General features: G+C 26.2%; 17 protein-coding genes. 3 read left to right on the top strand and 14 right to left on the bottom strand.

Annotated elements, in window-relative coordinates:
- Nucleotides 1–164: 164 nt before the first annotated feature.
- Nucleotides 165–617 (top strand): MarR family winged helix-turn-helix transcriptional regulator, encoded by a 453-nt coding sequence (locus tag BN7997_RS02345; protein WP_071119280.1) that lies wholly within the window; start codon nt 165–167, stop codon nt 615–617.
- Here BN7997_RS02345 and BN7997_RS02340 read toward each other — a convergent pair.
- The 6 genes from BN7997_RS02340 to BN7997_RS02320 all read right to left on the bottom strand — a co-directional run bounded on the left by BN7997_RS02340 (nt 614) and on the right by BN7997_RS02320 (nt 5,325).
- Nucleotides 614–2,554, bottom strand: a complete 1,941-nt coding sequence (locus BN7997_RS02340; protein WP_083334981.1) for an FUSC family protein — start codon at nt 2,552–2,554, stop codon at nt 614–616. The two genes, BN7997_RS02345 and BN7997_RS02340, sit on opposite strands and share 4 nt — an antisense overlap.
- Nucleotides 2,555–2,712: 158 nt before the next feature.
- Nucleotides 2,713–3,015: a PTS sugar transporter subunit IIABC family protein gene (locus BN7997_RS02335; RefSeq protein ID WP_071119279.1), complete on the bottom strand. Its 303-nt coding sequence runs from the start codon at nt 3,013–3,015 to the stop codon at nt 2,713–2,715.
- Between the two features lie 11 nt (nt 3,016–3,026).
- Nucleotides 3,027–3,401, bottom strand: a complete 375-nt coding sequence (locus BN7997_RS02330) for a VOC family protein (protein WP_071119278.1) — start codon at nt 3,399–3,401, stop codon at nt 3,027–3,029.
- 39 nt (nt 3,402–3,440) lie between these two features.
- A complete protein-coding gene (locus BN7997_RS16170) occupies nt 3,441–3,575 on the bottom strand; it encodes a hypothetical protein (protein ID WP_278335227.1) in 135 nt (44 codons plus the stop codon).
- Between the two features lie 42 nt (nt 3,576–3,617).
- Nucleotides 3,618–3,806, bottom strand: coding sequence for a hypothetical protein (locus BN7997_RS02325; protein ID WP_071119277.1), 189 nt, complete (start codon nt 3,804–3,806; stop codon nt 3,618–3,620).
- 223 nt (nt 3,807–4,029) lie between these two features.
- The gene (locus BN7997_RS02320) at nt 4,030–5,325 is read right to left on the bottom strand and encodes a conjugated bile salt MFS transporter (RefSeq protein ID WP_071119276.1); all 1,296 of its coding nucleotides are present in this window, start codon (nt 5,323–5,325) and stop codon (nt 4,030–4,032) included.
- Nucleotides 5,326–5,725: 400 nt separating this feature from the next.
- On the opposite strand from BN7997_RS02320, the gene BN7997_RS02315 reads away from it, so the two are divergent.
- Nucleotides 5,726–7,249: a myosin/kinesin family protein gene (locus BN7997_RS02315; protein ID WP_071119275.1), complete on the top strand. Its 1,524-nt coding sequence runs from the start codon at nt 5,726–5,728 to the stop codon at nt 7,247–7,249.
- Between the two features lie 109 nt (nt 7,250–7,358).
- Here the strand turns inward: BN7997_RS02315 and BN7997_RS02310 are convergent, their stop codons facing one another.
- The 8 genes from BN7997_RS02310 to BN7997_RS02275 all read right to left on the bottom strand — a co-directional run bounded on the left by BN7997_RS02310 (nt 7,359) and on the right by BN7997_RS02275 (nt 18,961).
- Complete coding sequence (locus tag BN7997_RS02310; RefSeq protein ID WP_071119274.1) at nt 7,359–9,059, bottom strand: ABC transporter ATP-binding protein; 1,701 nt, start codon at nt 9,057–9,059, stop codon at nt 7,359–7,361.
- Nucleotides 9,060–9,429: 370 nt separating this feature from the next.
- Nucleotides 9,430–10,746 carry a branched-chain amino acid transport system II carrier protein gene (gene brnQ, locus BN7997_RS02305; RefSeq protein WP_071119273.1) on the bottom strand — a complete coding sequence of 439 codons (1,317 nt, stop codon included), beginning with the start codon at nt 10,744–10,746 and terminating at the stop codon, nt 9,430–9,432.
- Between the two features lie 234 nt (nt 10,747–10,980).
- Entirely contained in the window at nt 10,981–12,435 is a 1,455-nt protein-coding gene (locus BN7997_RS02300; RefSeq protein ID WP_071119272.1) for a DEAD/DEAH box helicase, read from the bottom strand.
- A 346-nt stretch (nt 12,436–12,781) separates the two neighbouring features.
- Nucleotides 12,782–13,246, bottom strand: a complete 465-nt coding sequence (dut, locus tag BN7997_RS02295) for a dUTP diphosphatase (RefSeq protein ID WP_071119271.1) — start codon at nt 13,244–13,246, stop codon at nt 12,782–12,784.
- Nucleotides 13,247–13,259: 13 nt separating this feature from the next.
- Nucleotides 13,260–13,763 (bottom strand): anaerobic ribonucleoside-triphosphate reductase activating protein, encoded by a 504-nt coding sequence (gene nrdG, locus BN7997_RS02290; RefSeq protein ID WP_071119270.1) that lies wholly within the window; start codon nt 13,761–13,763, stop codon nt 13,260–13,262.
- Nucleotides 13,764–13,779: 16 nt separating this feature from the next.
- Complete coding sequence (gene nrdD, locus BN7997_RS02285) at nt 13,780–15,909, bottom strand: anaerobic ribonucleoside-triphosphate reductase (protein WP_071119269.1); 2,130 nt, start codon at nt 15,907–15,909, stop codon at nt 13,780–13,782.
- A gap of 381 nt (nt 15,910–16,290) precedes the next feature.
- Nucleotides 16,291–17,055 (bottom strand): DUF4405 domain-containing protein, encoded by a 765-nt coding sequence (locus BN7997_RS02280; RefSeq protein ID WP_071119268.1) that lies wholly within the window; start codon nt 17,053–17,055, stop codon nt 16,291–16,293.
- A 172-nt stretch (nt 17,056–17,227) separates the two neighbouring features.
- Nucleotides 17,228–18,961: an NEAT domain-containing protein gene (locus BN7997_RS02275; protein WP_071119267.1), complete on the bottom strand. Its 1,734-nt coding sequence runs from the start codon at nt 18,959–18,961 to the stop codon at nt 17,228–17,230.
- A gap of 207 nt (nt 18,962–19,168) precedes the next feature.
- Between BN7997_RS02275 and BN7997_RS02270 the strand changes: the two genes are divergently transcribed.
- Nucleotides 19,169–19,897, top strand: coding sequence for a helix-turn-helix transcriptional regulator (locus tag BN7997_RS02270; protein ID WP_071119266.1), 729 nt, complete (start codon nt 19,169–19,171; stop codon nt 19,895–19,897).
- Nucleotides 19,898–19,929: the final 32 nt, after the last annotated feature.

Below are 19,929 nucleotides of genomic sequence, written 5' to 3'. Positions count from 1 at the left end.
AATTATAATAGTTATATTTTGAAATAGTTATACTTTTTAACTATTATACTTTTTAAGTATATACTTTTTTTAATAAAAGTCAATAATATAAATATTGTTATTTAATATTATTACAAATTACCGATATTAAATAACAAATATGTATTATATGGAGGTAACAATAAATGGATGAAGTTAAATTAGAAGCAATTGTTCAAAATTTTATAAGTATTATACCTTTATTTAAAAAGAAACTTTTACATGATAATTGTAAATTTGATAAAGGTAATTTAAATCATTCGCACTTTCAAATATTAGCGGTTTTAAAAAAGGAAGGGCAACAACCTATATCAGAAGTGGCAAAAAAACTTTTTATATCCACACCTAATATGACTAAGTTATTAAATAAACTTATCGATGAAGGTATGATTGAAAGGATTCCTGGAGAAAAAGACCGCAGAATTATAAATATAAATTTAACGGAAAAAGGAAGTACATATTTAAAAAGTAGTTTCTTAGAAATTCAATCATCATTAAAAGATAAAATTTCTTCTTTACCAGATGAAAAGCTTGATAAATTAAATGATTCTCTTATTACTTTAAAAGAAGTATTAAATGAAATAAGCTCAGATTTTTAAATCTGAGCTTTTTCATTTAATTTAACTAATTGACTTAGTTTATCTAATTCTTTAAGTATTACTAATATAGTACTTATTATAATCTTTGTATTTATATTTTTACTTTCATTTATGCTCTTTTGTATAATTGTTACCTTATTTGTTATAGCGTCATCTTTATATTCAATTAGTAACTTTACATTATTAATAATTTTATCTATATCATTGGAATTTATACTCTCTCTATAAATCCGCATATATAATTCATAAATATTACTAGCTAAGTATCTTCTTTCATTTACTATATTGTTATAATTTTGATTTTTATCTATCTGCTTATTCATTCTAGCTTTAGATTCTATAATAGATATTGTAACAAATAGATGTTTTATAAATTCAGGATTATTTTTTCCCTCTACTAAACTGCGTAATTCCTTAAACATTTTTTTAATAGAAGCATCATATATTTTTCTTAATTGTTCATTTGATTTTTCTAAGTTGTAAGGAAATAAATATTTATTAGCTATTATAGCTATTATGGTACCTATAGCTACCATTAAAATTCTTTCAATTGTTAACTCTTGAATATTTCCAACAATAACGGCGGCTCCAATTGCTGATACGGTTACAAATATTATTTTATACTTATATTCATTGACATACCCTTGCAAGTAACCAGCAAGCATTACTATAAGTAGTCTAATATTCTCAGTTTTAAATATGCTAAATAATATAATTATAATCACAGATCCAACTAAAGTAGATCCTATTCTATATCTAATTTTATGTTTAGATGTTTCATACAACGGAGTAGTTAAAGATAATATTGTAAACAATATCCATCTTCCTTCAGGAAGTTTAAAATATTCCATTAAAAATAATCCAATAGTCATAGTTATAGCCATACGCATACCATAACAATATTTAGGTGAATCAGTATCTGTTAAAAAAGATTTGATATTTTTCTTTGAGAATATTTCCGATTTATCTCCTATTTTATCAACTACGTTATATTGCTTTATATCGAGTTTAGTTAACTCTTCTAAAGTATCATCTAAGCAAATCATACCTTCTAATAATTGTAAATTAAGCAAATCATTTATTTCATGTTCTTGGCAATAGTTTAAAAGTTTCTTTATATTATAAGAATTTAGTTGTATTGTTTTATTTTCTTTAGAATTAATAGAAATTACTTCTTTCGCAACTTTTACTAATTCTTCTAAAGTATCTAGTATAATTAAATTTATCGACTTATTATTGTCACTATATAATATTCTACTTATAACTTCTAAAGCTACAGATATATTTAACTTTATTTTAGCCTCTTTTGTTAAATAGTAATTTGACTCTCCCTTATCATATACTATCGTTCTAAATTCATCTATAGATGAATTTATATTATTTATAGAATCATAATTATTTGATTTACCTTTGATACAACATACTTTATTTTCAATAGATTCACATACATCTACTAATATCTTATTACCGCTAGTAGCCAGTTTATTTTTATTAAAAAGTAATTGTACTAACATTATTATAAGTGCTCCAAATATTAAGGCCAGCAACCTAATATCCAATCTATCGGTTGGTACAGGTGTAGTTAATAAAAATAGATATTGTAATCCAAAAGGAATATATAATGGTTGTCTTAAATTATAAGTAAAGATATAACTAAATATAAATACTACTATAAAGTTAATTATAAGTCCTAACCACATATTACTTGCAACAATCAGTGATGTTCCTATCCCTATCAACAAGTTTATTCCTATAAATTTTAATGTATTCTTTAAAGGCGATCCAGTAAAATCTCGCTCTAAAAACATAAGCGTTGCTGTTATCGTTGTAACGCCAATCAATGTATTTTCTTCTCCGAATATTGATTTAAATGTAATAACAAAAAACATAACAATTGCAAATGTAATAGTATTATTTATAATGGTCTTTTTGATCACGTTATCTCCTCCTTATTAAATTTATTTTGCACTTTTTCTCTAAAGATATTACTATATAAAAAAAGACCCTTAAGTGTAGTAACAACTAACTTAAAGGTCTTTTATATATTTTACTTATTTATTCTCTGTTTATTTACTATTTTTCTACTTACTTAAAATTAGTTTAAATCAGATAGTATCTCTTGTAGTACTGATTTTGCATCATTTTTTATAAATTGTTCTTCAACTTCATAGTATTCACAATCTATAAATCTCTCTATCTTTTCTACCTCTTCAACATCTCCATCTATAGCAAATAATACTGCTGTTGATTCTTTTATATCATTTATAGAAAGTTCATTTATTATTTTTCCGTCCGATTGTATTTCAGACTTTATCTCTACACCTATAGAATCTCCTGCTTTTTTTAAAGATTCTATACACTCATTATTATTCGCCACTACAACTATTATCTTATTCATAACTTTTACCTCTATTTCGTATTTGCTGGTAGTATTTCTATCCAATAATTATCTGGGTCTGCTATAAAGTATATTCCCATTTCCTTATTTTCATAGCATATACATCCCATTTCTTTATGTAAATTATATGCACCATCAAAGTCTTCAACTCTAAATGCTAGGTGGAATTCATTATCTCCTAAGTTATAAGGTCTATCCCAATCTCTTAACCAAGTTAACTCTAACTTATGTGTACTCTCTCCATCTCCTAAGAATACTAATATAAAACTGCCATCATCTGCTACTGTTCTTTTAGTTTCAACTAGTCCAAGTGCATTTTTGTAAAATTCTAAACTTTTTTCAAGGTTTAATACATTAAAATTATTGTGACAAAATTTAAATTTCATAATTCATCTCCTTAATATTAATTTAAGTATAAACTACCATTAATTAGATATAAAATCAAGTAATCCAATTTTATCCAATATGTTCTTTTTTATATGTAAATATTCATTAATAAATTCTCTCATTGTATATCCTAATTTATTAACAATCATTTCTATATTTTCTAATATTTTCAAACACTTGATAACTATATAATTTTATTTTTATGAATAATTATTTTATATAGTTTCATCAAATAGTATTTTTCCTAATTCATTGTTTATAAGCTTTAATTTATCTAAATCACTTATATCATTTAAACTTATTATTGATTTTATATTATTAACTATTATCCTACTATCTCTGTCTTCTTCTTTTTTTAATTCTATTAATCCATTTATAATACTTTCTCTATTTAATACTATCATTTTATACCATACCCCCGATAAATTTTATTAGGATTATGTCCACGATAATTTGTTTTAAACATATATATTTTAATAAATATAACTTTGCTTTAAATATAAAAATTTACTTCGGTCACATCCGATATTTAAGGAACTACATGGATAGGTCATATCAAAGTTTCCATTTGTATGATTCTAAAATTATATATTAAAAAAGCTGTCTAATTAATAGACAGCCTTTATATTAAGCTATTTTAACTGAGTTTTCATCTAATTGTTTTGTTCTTTCTTTATTTACCTTGGTCATACCTTTAGCTGCAATTGTAAGTGATATATATGCTATAACTACACATACTAGTATTCCTATCCAAGTTGCATTATATCCAAAGTTTTCAGCAAATACTCCAAATAATGCTGATCCACTACAAAATCCTATTGCAAAGTTTAAATTAACTAAACCAAGTATTTGCCCATATTCTTTATTACCAAAGAACGAACCTACCATATAAGCTGGTCCCATCATATAAATAAACGTCGCTATACCTTTTAAAACTGAGTGTGCATGTGCGAATAACGGCGAGCTTCCAGCCATTAATAATGCAACTCCTGATCCTATTACTGCTATAGCTGCTATTGATAAAGTTTTTAATATACCTAATTTATCAAATAATATACCACCAACCATACTTCCTAATAATGATGCCATAGCAAATAATGAACCTGTTGTAGCTATCGTAGATGATGATAATTGTAATTCACCTTGGAAATACGCTGCATATTGTATTGAGTAAGCCGATACATATATACCTACGAATAATAATCCTATACCCATTATCCAGAAGTATTTATTTTTTTGAGCTTCTTTTAATGTATATGATACGTCTATTGAAGTTGTATTTTCTTCTTTTTCTTGACCTTTACCTCTAACTTTTTCACTTTCATTTTTTGGCATTCTTATCATAAATAATGCTATTGGAATTATTGCTGCTAATCCAACTAACCCAAATATAAAGTATGAGTGAGAATAACCACTTGAACTTATAGTTCTCGTAACTAATTGTTGTAAGAATATATTCCCTATAGATCCACCTGCATATGCCATCCCCATAGCTTTACCTTTTATAGTTTCATCAAACCAAGAGTTTAGTAACATCGGTATACCTATACCAGATACTATACTAGAACCTATTTGAGCTATAGCTGCAATTGCATAAAATTGCCATAATTTATCTGCTATTGAGAATGTCATAAATCCTCCAGATAATAATATACCTCCTGATAGATATAACATTTTTGTATTTAATTTACCATACATACTACCTATAAATGGTCCAATTACCGCTGGAACTATTGTACCTATTGTGAATATTAATGAAAATTGAGATAGTGTAAATCCTTTAGCTTCCATTACTGGATACATATATAATGCTTGTGTATTTACTACTATTCCATTTGGTATAGCTTGTACAAGCATACAAGCTATTACTATTAACCATCCTGTAGTTATTTTTTTATTTTTATTAATTGTTGAATCATTCATTAAAAAATCTCCTCCTATTAATTTAATGTCATTTATTATTTTCTATTATGAGTAAAATTAATTTCCTATTTTTCCTACTCATTACTTAATTTTTTTATATTTTTTTTGCTTTTTCTTATATTTTCTTACCTTTTTTCTTATGAAAACACTTTTTCAATTTGTTAAATTAATAATAACATACTTTATCCATTCATTTCTGAGAAGAATAGAGCATTTTAAAGAAATCAGGAATTCCTTTTTTCCTTTTAAGTAATTTAAATTTGTATATTTTTATAATTATTCTTAATATTCCAACTTAAAGTGCTAATTAACTTATTATAATTTTTATAATAAAATGGTATAATATATATCTTATTAGATACTACAAAGAAAATATGTATTTCTTAGGAGGACATCAAAGTTGAAAAATATAACATTCGGAAACTTAATAGAAAAATTACTATATATTTCAAATCAAAAGAAAAGTAGTTTAGCAAAATTTATAGGATATGATGTATCTTATATTAATAAATGGATACTATCTACATATTTACCTAGCTCAAAACGAATAAATGAAATATGTAAAAATATCTCAGATTTCATACTTGACTCTTTAGATGAATCAAGTTTAATTAATTTAATTGATTACTTTGAAATACCAGCTGATAGCAGTGAAGAGTTCATTGGTGAATTTATTGAAACTATGTTAAAAGAAGTTTATATTGACACAGTTAATATAAATAATAAATCTGTTCAAAATTTACCAAAAAGTACACATTCTGAAGAATATTATAATAGCTTCTCTATGGTAAAACCTAACATTATTTACAATACATTTTTTAATGAGTTAAATAATATGGCAGATAAAGAAGACTCTTTAGAAATATTAGTTTCTTTAAGCTTAATGTATCTAAACCATAAGGATAAAATAACTTTGTCTGACTTAAAGGAGATTTTACATAGAATAAGTAAAAAAACAAATGTAAAAATTAGCTTTTTAATAGGCTTTGGTGGAGATGATAATGAAGATGATGTTATAAATACATTACTTGGTATTAATTTAATCGCTAGTTATCCATGTTTAAACTTTAAAATTTATAATTGTAAGGTTAAATCAAATACTGTAGCCTTTGCTATAAAGGATAAATTCTTATCTACAAATATATTCTTTGAAGAAGGTGAATGTTTATTTAGTACAAACTCAAAGGATAGACGCTTAGTTGAAGAATTTTATTCTAATATAAAATATACACTAAAGAATAAAGGAAATCTTTTATTCTATAGAAAAGAGGCTTCTTCAATGATTGAAGACCAAACTTATATACAATATATAATGAATAATGATTTAAGATGTTTACTAGGTTCTATTAATGAATTCTTTATGCCACCAGATTTATTTATGGAAATTGCAGAAAGATTATTTGGTCATAACCAAAAAATAATTAATGAACTAAAGAAGATTAACTTATTCCTTCACAATGTAACCTATAAATCAAAACTAAAAGTTCTTATTCATGAATCAGAGCTTAGAAAATATATGTCATCTGGAAAACTACACTTTTTCAATACTCCAGTAACTCTTACATTTAAGGAAAGAGAAAGACATATAGAATATATGGAAAAAATCCTTAATGAATCAAATGATGTGGAAATAAGACTTGTTGATGGTGATTTGGTTGACGATTTTAAAAATAAAGAAAATCCTTCACTATATCTATCAAGAAACTTAAAATTTACAAAGGTTTATCCTGAATCTGGTAAAAATTATTACTTTATAATTAGTGATAATGAGTTTAAGGGTATGTGTACTGACTTATTTGACAAGCTTTGGAATGCTAGAACAGACATTATTATAAGTAACAAAGATGAAATATTAGATAGAATTGCTAAATCCATTAGCTATACTAGACTTATAAGTGAGAGTTTCGGCGAAAATATAGAATAAATTTAATATTTAAATTTTATAATGAAGTATTATTTAAATAGCCCATTTATCTATGCGTAAAATAAAAAAGCTGGATTTCGCAATGCGATAACCAGCTTTCTTATTTTTTCTACTTTTTATTAAGCTTAGAATAAATTCCATTCTTTTCTACAAGTTCTTGATGAGTTCCTCTCTCTTCTATACCATTTTCAGTTAAAACTATTATTTCATCTGCATTCTTTATTGTAGATAACCTATGCGCAACAACTAAATTAGTTCTATTTTTACCTAATTCCTCTAATGATTTTTGTATTTCATTTTCTGTCACATTATCTAATGCTGATGTAGCCTCATCTAGTATCATAATTGGAGGATTTTTTAAAAATATCCTAGCTATAGAAACCCTTTGTTTTTGACCTCCAGATAACTTAACTCCTCTTTCTCCTATATATGTATTATATTTATCAGGAAGAGTCATTATAAAATCATGTATTCTAGCTTTTTTACAAGCATCAATTATCTCTTCATCACTTGCATCAGTTTTACCTATAGTTATATTTTCTTTTATAGTTCCTGTAAATAAGAAAACATCTTGAGCTACAACACCTATATTTTCTCTAAGTGATTTTAAACTTACATCTTTAATACTTATTCCATCAATTTTTATATCTCCACTATCAAAATCAAAAAATCTTGGTATCATATTACATAATGTAGTTTTTCCTCCACCAGATGGACCTACTAGTGCTACAGTTTTTCCTGCTTCTATAGATAGACTAAGATTTTTAAATACTTCATTGTCATCTTCATAAGTAAATGATATATTCTCTATTTCTATATTTCCTTTTATATTTTCTAGCTCTATTGGATTTTCTGGTTCTTTCTCAGTTTCTTCATTTATTATTTCCATAAATCTTTCAAATCCAGTCATTCCATTTTGATATTGCTCGGTAAAGTTTATTAATTTTCTAAGTGGTTGTATAAACATCTTTACATATAGTAGATATGCAGTAAAATCACCTATAGTTATATAGCCCATATATGTAAAGTATCCTGCTACAATTAAAACTATTAATTCTAATATATCTATAAGTAAGAACATTCCAGAGAAGTATTGTGCCATTACCTTATAGGCTCCTTCTCTAGCTTTTTTAAATATTTGATTAGATTCATTAAACTTTTCTAATTCCTCTTTTTCAGTACAAAATGATTTTGTAACTTTCATACCAGCTATACTATTTTCTAATGTAGCATTTACATCTCCTGTTTTCACTCTAGTTTCCTTAAATGCTTTATTCATTCTTTTCCTTTGACTTATTGCATAGATAACTATTATAGGTAATATTGTAAATACAATTAGTGTAAGCTCTACATTTATACCTATTAAAATAAAGAATGAACCTAAAAACATTACTATAGATATAAATAAATCTTCAGGTCCATGGTGCGCAAGTTCTGATACTTCCATAAGGTCATTTATTATTCTAGACATTATTACACCAGTTTTATTGTTGTTAAAATATGAATTAGGTAACTTTTGAAGATGTGTAAATACATAACTCCTCATATCACCTTGCATCCTTACACCAACAACATGACCCCAATATTGCATAAAGTAATTTAGTCCTGCCTTTATTATAAATATAACTAATAATGTTATAGCAAAAACAATTAACATCCTAAGGTCTTTATTAGGAACAACATCATTCATTATACTCCTAGTTATCAGAGGATATACTAAATCACATAAAGCCACTGTAAATGCTGCTAACATATCTAGCATAAATAACTTTTTATACGGCTTATAGTACTTTATAAATTCTTTAATCATAACTTTTCTCCTTTCATTTGCTATTTATATATATGTTTTAATTAAATACTTAATTAAGTAAAGTTATTAATTTATATTATTTAAAAGTGCCATAGATAATAAAAGTATTTTATAATGTAGAATTATTATTAGAACGTATATATTATAGAGTTTATCTACGATATATAATACTACATTACATTTTAAATACATAATTCATTCTTATATTACTTAAAAAAATATATTTTACTCTATAAATATATATCTTTTTAAGTGCTACTTTAAACAAATTTTGACTTAGTAAATAAAATTTTTACAAACAACCTTAATTAACTATACTATTTCTTTATAGAAAAAGCTGTAGATATTATCTACAGCTAAAAATATTATATTATTCAATTTCATACATACTAGATCTTGCTGAATTTTTTATACAACTTCCAATTAAAGCACCTACTATAGCTGGTATTATCCAGTTAAATCCAAATGTTGCAAGTGGAAGCTTTGTAGTAAAAGGTGCAACTTGCCAAAGACTATTAGCTACACTCAATAAACTTACAACAAACGTTGCTAATGCTGCACCCTTAAATGCATTATCATTTTTAATATTTTCAGATACCAATGTCATTATTACTAGTACCATAAGTACAGGATAAACTATTTCTAATATTGGACCTGAAAATTTTATTATAGTTCCAACTCCAAAATTAGATACTATTGCACTAAATACACATACTACTATTACAGTTATTTCATATTTTAATTTTCCATTAGTTATACTTGAAAAATACTTTCCTGTTGCTGAAGTTAATCCTATAGCTGTAGTTAAACAAGCTAGTGAAACTATAGCACAAAGAACTATTTTACCTGGATATCCAAATAATCCATTTGTTATAACTACCATTAAAGATGCCTGTGGTGTATTTACTCCATATGGATCTCCTGGAAGATTAGATAGTGTTGCTCCTAAATATGTAAGACCTCCATAAACTAACGTTAAAGCTATCCCTGCTACTATGCCAGCTTTCATAGTTAACTTAACTTTATCTCTTGAGTTTATATATCCTTTTTCATGTATAGATGTAATTATAACTGTTGCAAGAGCTGCTGCTCCTAATGCACCCATAGTTAAATACCCTTGTGAAATCCCTTCTTGAAACGGATTATTTTCTATCATAGCTTCAGGGTTTAAATCTCCAATCGGAGTTATTATTCCTTTTACAATTAATATTGCTAAAACTATTAATAATGTTGGTGTTAGCACCTTACCTATTATATCTACAACCTTAGATGGTCTTATTGTTAATGCTAGTGTTAAACCAAAGAATATTATAGAAAAAATTACAGATGCTGTTATATTCATCTCACCTAAAATAGGTGTTATACCCATTTCAAATGTAGTAGCTGCTGTTCTTGGAATTGCAAGTAGTGGACCTATACATAATACTGCTGCTATCCCTATTAATTTCGAAGTATTTTTTCCTACTCTGTTTAATACTTTATCTAAGTCTCCTGAGCATTTTGCAGATGCTGCCATAACTAATAAAGCTAACCCTACATCAGCTAATACAAATCCGATAAGGGACACTATCCAACTTTGACCAGATACAAGACCTAAGTATGGAGGAAATAATAAATTTCCTGCACCAAAGAACATTGAAAATAGTGCAAATCCTGTAACAGCAATATCTTTACTCTTATTTCTCATCTTTTCCCCACCCTTTCTTTTCTTAATTTTCTAAATATTTATAATATTTATAATATATTGTATGCACTTCAGTTCCTCCTGTCAACTTATTTGCATACAATATATTATTTTTTATCTAACCTTATAAATTCATATCTTCTAATCCCTCATAAGTTTATTGGTTTTATTGATTAAAATGATATATTATTATAAGTAGTTTTTTAAATTCGTCATATATTTCTCTAAAACCATTTATTAACTTTGTCTATCTTTTCTTAACTTGACCATTTTTTTCTTTATACTTATTTCTTTATATTTTTTTACTAATTCCTCACCTTTATAGTTAAGTATATCTACATATGAACATAAGTCTTGAACTTCAACAACACCTATATCCTCATTATTTATACCTGGTAAATTACTAAAAGCTCCAACTATATCGATAACTCTTATTTTCTTTTTCTTTCCTGCATTTATATATATTTTCGTTACTTCACTATGAATATTTTTCTCTATTATTTTATTTTTTCTATTTTTCAAAACTTCCTTGGATTTCTTTTCAAACTTTATTTTTCCTTTAGCTATATCGTCTATTTTTAACTCTTCAAGAACTTTTATTTCATATCCAAGGTATGCTTCTATTTCGTTAATATATTTATCATCTTTATCAGTAAAAATAGTTATTGCTTTTCCATAGCTATCTTTTCTACCAGTTCTACCAATTCTATGAATATAATTTTCTTTATCTCGTGGAACATCATAGTTTATTACTAAAGATATATCATCAATATGTATACCCCTAGCAGCCACATCTGTACTTATAAGTATATTAAACTTATTATTTTTAAAGTCCTTAATCACAAATATTCTTTTATCTTGAGACATATCTCCATGAAGTTCTTCAACTAAAAATCCATCTTTTTTCATATTTTCATACAACTTTTTAACTTTATCTTTTGTATTACAGAATATTATTAAAGATGTTGGATTCTCCATATAAATTATACTCTTTAAATTTTTATATTTGTCATTTTCAAATGATTTTATTTTATTTTCAATTATTTGCTTCTTATCAAATAATTCATTATATTTTATATCTAATATATTAGATACTTTAAGGTATTTATCACATATGTATTGTATATCATCATCTATAGTTGCAGAAAATAATCCTTTTGCACTATTTTTAGGTATCTTATTTAATATAAATTCCATATCTTCTATAAACCCTTTATTAAGCATCTTATCAGCTTCATCTATTATAAAATACTTAATATCATCTAAGTTTATTGTATTTCTTCCTATATGGTCAATTATTCTACCTGGTGTAGCAACTACAATATGCACTCTTTGTTTTAGTTCTCTTATTTGTTCCTTTATAGGTTGTTTACCAAATATTGCACTACATCGTATCTTTTTTAACCTTCCTATATTAGAAATTTCATCCTTAACTTGAAGTGCTAACTCTCTAGTAGGTACTACTATAAGAGCTTGTACGTTATTATTTTCTATATCTATATTCTCACATATTGGAATTCCAAAACTTGCAGTTTTACCACTTCCTGTCTTAGATTTTACTATAACATCCTCTTTTTTCAATAACCTAGGTATAACTTCCTCCTGTACCTTAGAAGGTGTTTTATAGTTTAAATTATACAAAGCTTTTATTATATATTTATCTAAATTGAAGTCTTCAAATTTTTTATTCATCTATTACCATCCTTGTATTTTTATTAAAATTTAACATTTTAGTCTTTATCTATATTACCAAAATATCTATTTTTTATTAAGCTATAATTTATATTACCTAATCAAAAATTCGCTACGCTCATATCGCCAACGATATGACACTCGCTACCGCTTCGGTCACATCCGTTGCTTGAGCCACTGCGTGGGCGAAGCATTTCAAAATATTATTTTTTACGTTTCTGAAGTTATTGATATTATTTATATTTATAAGTTATCCAAAAAAATTTCATATCATAATTTCCTTGTACGTAAAAAAGAGACAATCCCATATTATGAGATAGCCTCTTTTATGTATAGCAAAATCTGATTACTTTGTATTAATAGTTGTCCCTGTAGAACCAAATCCACCTTCGCCTCTAACAGTATCATTTACTTCATTAACTTCTACAAAAGTACAGTTATAAACTCTTCTTAAAACTCCTTGAGCTAATTTAGTGTGTTTTGGTATAGTTATTTCGAAGTCTTCTTCATTTTTAAACATTATACCAAGTTCACCTCTATAATCCATATCAACAGTACCTTCAAATACTGTTATATCCGCATTAGCTCCCGAAGTTGTTGGAACACCCTTTACAGTTATTCCAGACTTATTTTTTATTTGTATACCCCACCCTTGTGGTATTTCAAATATTAATCCTGTTTTAGCTATTCCTTTTTTTCCGCCTAATACAGTTATATCTTCACATGTGAATAAGTCAAATCCACTATCTGTTGGATGAGCAAACATTGGTATTACAGCATCTTTATTTATTTTTTTCACGTTCATTATCATATCAATTTCTCCTTTATCCCACCTCATACATTACTATATCATGGTTATTTAACGACTTATTTACATCTATAACCCTTTGATTAGAAGAACCTCTCAACATAATAGATAAATTTTTCTTATCCTCTTCAAATTTTCCATCCACTAGTACATCTACATACTTGAATATCTCCATTTGAGTATAATCAAAATCCTCAACTACATATCCAGTCCATAAGTATATCATTTTTTCTGGGTAAACTTTCTTAAATTGTTTACAAAGTTCTATAACACCTTTAACATTTTGAGGGCAAAGAGGCTCTCCTCCTAATATAGCTAAGTTTCTTTTTATGTTGTTTTTATTCATATTATCTAAGATGTACTTTAAATCACTATTTGTAAATTCTTTTCCACCGTTAAAATCCCATGTTTCAACATTAAAACATCCTTTACAATGATGTGGACAACCTTGTGTCCATAGTGACATTGTTATACCAACACCATTTGCTATATCATTATCTTTTATCTTAGAAAACCTCATATAATCACTTCCAATCTTATAAATGTAGAACTCTTTGTCCAATTTCTTGCGTACGGCCTTTACCCCACATATTAGATCCTATATATCCACAAGTTCTTCTCATAACTTGCATTTCTTCTTTTTCTCTGTTACCACAATTTGGACAATACCACTCTAAGTCATTGTCTAATAATATTTCACCTTCATATCCACACTTAAAACATACATCTGGCTTAGTGTTTATTTCAGCATACTGTATATTATGGTAAATATAATTTATTATTTGTTCTACTGCAGTTAAGTTTTTACTCATATCTGGTACTTCAACATAACTTATACATCCACCTAAACTTATATCATGGAATTGAGACTCAAATTGTAATTTAGAGAATGCATCTATTTCCTCTGTTACGTGAACATGATATGAATTTGTATAATACATTCTATCTGTTACATTTTTTATTTCTCCAAACTTTTGTTTATCTATTCTACAGAATCTTGAAGTTAAACTTTCTCCCGGAGTACCATATAATCCAAATCCAAGACCTGTTTCTTTTTTCCATTTTTGACATGTATTATTTAAGTGATGCATTACTTTTAGAGCAAACTCTTCTCCTTCTTTAGTTGTATGAGATACTCCAAGCATTGCTTGAGTCATTTCATATACCCCTACATATCCTAATGAAAGAGTTGAATATCCATCTTTTAATAATGAATCTATTTTTTCACCTTTTTTAAGTCTTGCTATTCCTCCATGTTGCCAATGTATTGGAGATACATCTGATGTTGTTCCTAATAATAGGTTATGTCTAACCATTAAGGCTTCTTTACAAAGTTCTAATCTTTCATCTAAAATTTCCCAGAACTTGTCCATATCTTTATTAGCAGTTAAAGCTACTTGAACTAAGTTAAGACTAATAACTCCTTGATTAAATCTACCATACCATTTATGATTACCATTTTCATCCTTCCATGGAGAAAGATGACTTCTACAACCCATTGGTGGGAAAGTACTTCCTTCATAATTCCTTCTCATTATTTTAGCACTTTGGTAATCAGGAACTAATCTTTTTGTATTACACTTAGCTGCTAGCTTTGTAATATAATCATACTTACCACCTTCTAAGCAGTTATGCTCATCTAACAGATATACAAGTTTAGGGAATTCTTCTCCTATTTGTTGACCTTTGTGATTTTTCATTCCTTCTAATCTTTGATTTATCATTTCTTCACATATTAAAGCCATTTCTCTTTCATATTCATGACCTTCTTCAATTTCTAAATATATAGTAGAAAATGGTGATTGACCATTACTTGTATGAAGAGTTGATAATTGATATCTTATAGTCTGTATACCAGACTTTAATTCTTCTAACATTCTATCTTCTGCCAGTTCATGTGCCATTTCTTCAGAATACTTTTCTTTATATTTATTGAAATACTTATTATAAGAAACTCTTAAAAATGGTGCTATATGTCTAATTGTTATAGTATTTCCACCATATTGACCACTAGCTATTTGAGCTATTATTTGAGTAACTATAGTACAAGCTGTACTAAATGACTTTGGTGACTCAACTAATTTATTATTTATTACCGTTCCATTTTGAAGCATATCTTCTAAGTTTATAAGCATACAATTGTGAATTGATTGCATTGCATAATCCATATCGTGATAATGAAGTACACCCTCATCGTGAGCATGAACTATATGAGCTGGTATTATCTTTCTTCTCGATATATCTTTAGACACTTCACCTGCTATCAAGTCTCTTTGTGTTGAGGCTAATATACCATTCTTATTAGAATTTTCATTTATTACTTCTTCATTAGTTTTATTTAAAAGACCTATTATACTGTCATCCGTAGTATTTACTTCTCTTTTAAATGATTGTACTGCTCTGTATCCTTCATAAGCTTTTGCTGTTAACTCATGCTTATATTCTATTAATTTGTTGTATACCATGTTCTCAACTTGATATACAGTTGGAGAATTTTCTTTTTCAAAACAACTTATTTCTATTTCATCTGCTATTTTTTTAGCTATTTCTTCTTCATATATTCCGCTTCCATATTTCATAGCTTTAAGTATTGCATCCTCTATTTTACATTTATTAAATTTAACAATACTTCCATCTCTTTTTATTATATTTAAGTTCTTGACCATAAAAATACTCCTTTTAACACTTTATTATCCCTAAAATTTTGTAAAATAAAAATAATATTTTTAACAAAATCTTACTTTTATTTCACAAAATCCTATTGACTTTTCTTACTATATGTGAATCATTTTTTCAATCCTTAAGCACCATATGTAGTATCACATCAGTTATTGTATACTATATATAGTGGACTATCAAGCATTTTTTAAACGCTAAAATTTTATTTTTTTGTCAATACTTTTGACAATATTTTTTATATTTTAATTTATAAAAATCTATTTCATTTTTATAAATTAGTAAGTATAATAGAGTTTTTATTTAAATTTAGATATTATTGTTTTCAAATAAAAATGTAGATATGAATTAATTCATACCTACATTTTTATCTATGCTTCTTCTACTATTTTTTTATTATCTTTTTTTGTTAACTTTGATTTATTATACTCTTTTATTGCAACATCACTATAATAAGTAGATATTGCAAATATAGATATTATTGATCCATATGTTATTGATAAATCTGTAAATGTAAGATGTTCTTTTTCGTATCCATTTCCTTCTGGAGCTTCTATATCTTGTGGTTTTATATGTTGAGCAACATATGTTAATGTATTTGTAACCTTTGTAAAGTATTCTGTTCTATATGTAGTATATATACCCAATATTAGTACTATTATAACAACAGAATTTACTAAAATCTTAGATATACTATTACTTTCTTTTATCTTAAATATTTTTTTAAACATATTCATTATAAAATTCCAATAAAGCCCTATATGCATACCGATTAAAGCTATTGATAGGTATGAAGCTCCAAAATGAAGCATCTTCCAAAACATTACTCTATCATAAGTTGTTGCTTTCATCATAAGTACCCCACTTGCTATTATTGAAAAAATACTTATAAATAAGAATAAACTTAGTATATATGATATTTTTACTCTTAATTTTAATTTTTTATCAAATAATCTCTTACTTATATTTATTATCCATTTTTTGTTTAAAATCATATGCACTAATATAAATGCTGCAAATACATACCCACCTATTATATGAAATTTAAAACTTATCAAGTTTTTATTAAAAAAAGTTATGAATAATACAGCCATAGCTATATCTAGTATAAATTTTATAATATTCTTTTTATTCATAATACCATCCTTTATGATTTTTATCGATATTGATTTTCAACTTCATATATATTCTACAGTTTTTTATAATCTTGTTCTTATTCTATATTTAGAGTTTATAAATATATTTGTATAATTTATGTTTCCTAATACACAAAAGCACTAGGAGTATACCCCCTAGCGCTATTTTTACTTACTTTCTTTTTCTTCTATTTAATAATGTACCTAATGCCATTAATGAAGTTCCTACACCCATAGCCATTGTTCCGTCTATCGCTGATCCAGTTTGTGGAAGAGTTGATGTTCCATCACTTGATACTTCATAATCTTTTACAAATGTTAACGTATCTTCTAATAATTTAACTGTAAATTCTATATTTCTAGACATTGGTACTACATACATTCCAACTTTTATTGTATCACTTAAACTAGATACCTTAAATCTTAAGCTTATGCTATCTCCTGATTTAGCTGTTACCTTATGAGATACTTTGCTTCCATTTACATATATAACATGATTTTTCATAAATTCTGATCCTGTAAATGTTAATGTTACATATTTTTGTCCATCTATTTCCTCAACTTTAGATGTAGAATTTAAGTATTTTCTAGCCATATCTTTCCCAGTTTGACTTTCATGATTTACTGTATTTTTTATAGTATATAGTTTTCCTTTTTTAACTGTACTTTCTGTTGTAGTATCTGAAGATGATGTACTTCCACTTGTTGATAATGAACTTCCTGATGTTGTACCATTTGTTGTTCCACTTGTTGTTCCTTCTGTTGAAGAAGATGATATTTTTTCAATAGTTGACGTTTCTAATCCAACAGTATAGTTTATATTCATTCCCATAGCTGTTATATATGATGATACACCTATCTTTGAGTCCACTGAGTTAACTTCAAATGTAACCTTAGCATTATTTTTATCTTCTGTTATAGCTACATTTGCTCCATCAACAGATATCTTAATATTTTCCATAGTCTTGTATAAATCTGATGCAAATTCTAATGTTGCATACATCTTTCCATCTTTTACTTCTATGTAAGATGTTTCTTTTAAAGAATTTCTTACCATACTTGATCCCATTGAACTATTTCCTGAGTAAGTAGTTGTATTCTTTATTTTATATTTACCATCTTCTAATTTATCTCCACTTACTGCTTCTTTTTCTAAAACTGTTACTGTTATAGTTTTAGTTGTAGTAGACCCTTGTGAATCTGTAACTTTATATGTAACTGTATACTTTCCAGCCTTAGTTGTATCTACATTACCAACAACTTCTATTTTTGATGTTAAATCTCCATCTTCCTTATCTGTAGCTACTCCACTTGTCGCTCCACTTAAAACATCAAATTCATCTCCTACATATATTGATGAATCTGTTACATTTATTACTGGTGCATTATTTTTTGTTTCAAGCTCTGGTGTCTCTGCTAACTTTACATTTACAGTAAAATCATGTGGTGGCATATTAGGTATTGGTATATTAACATTATAACTTAATTGTATATTTGAATCTAAACTTGCTAATTCAACTGTATACTTTCTATTACTTGATTTTTCAAAATTAGTTGTTTTCCCATCTACTGCTATTCTTATATTATCTATAAGACTGTATTGAGAATCTGTAAATTCAAGAGTTATGTATATTTTTCCATTTTTAACTTCTATTAATGTATTTTCTGATAATGCATCTCTTAAAGATTGGTATCCATGACCAGATGTTATTATTTCTCCATCTTTTACATATTCTATTTTATTTGCTACTGAATACACCTTATCTTCTAATGTTCTTTCTATTACTATAACATTTTTATCTATACTACCGTCTGCATAAATATTATTTAATCCCCCTGATGTTATAACTGATATTATTGCCATAGTTTTAACCGCCACTTTTAAACCTTTTTTTCTTAAAGCCATTTTTTCTCCTCCATTTTATCAATTAATAATAATTTTCATCTATCATTGACTTTTCAAATTTTATACTTTATATTATTTATTATATGATATTGATTTTCATTAACGAGTTAATTATATATTTTTTATACATAAAAGTTTTAAGTATATTTGCATTTTTTAAATTTTTTTTGCTTAAATTTATTTTTAGAATAATTTTTGGGAGTTTTTATGAATTTTATAATTTCAGTACTCAAAGATTTTTATGAATGTTGCAATATGCCTGTAAAGGCTATTTCAAGTGAGTTTGATGATATATATAAAATTGGATACAATGATTATTTTGAAGAAATATTTCCACTAGAACAAATAAAAGATTTAATAAATCATTCAGGTAGTCATTTAGATATCAATTTAGACAGCAATATAGACATTTATTATAAGGTTGTAAGTATTTCTAAGTTTAATAAAAACAAAGGCTTCTTTGTATTAGGACCTATATCAAATAAACCTGTTGGTAATACTTCACATAATATACCTTATCGTTCTTTAGAGTGTTCTAATTATATGTCTAAGCTCATTTTGAATATAGCTGATGATAAATTTGATAAGAATATGAATAATAAATTATTTAATCCTTACATAAGAAAGGCTATAGAATATGTTCATGAAAATTATAGTCAAGATATAACAATTGACTCATTATGTAATTACTTAGATATCAATAAGAGTTATTTTTGTAGCTTATTTAAAAAATATACTGGAAATACATTTTCATATTTTTTAAATCACTTCAAAGTTGAAAAAAGTAAAAAGCTTTTAATAGATACTGATTTAAACCTACTCGATATTGCAATAACTGTTGGTTTTAATAATCAAAATTATTATAGTATGGTGTTTAAAAAATATACAAATATGAGTCCATCTAAATATAGAGCTTCTATTTCTTTAGAAGAATAAAAATAGCCTGTATACTTTTTGTTAATTTAGTA

It is taken from the genome of Romboutsia timonensis (genome assembly GCF_900106845.1).
In the GTDB taxonomy this organism is placed as follows: domain Bacteria; phylum Bacillota; class Clostridia; order Peptostreptococcales; family Peptostreptococcaceae; genus Romboutsia; species Romboutsia timonensis.
This window is presented reverse-complemented; position numbering and strand designations above follow the sequence as displayed.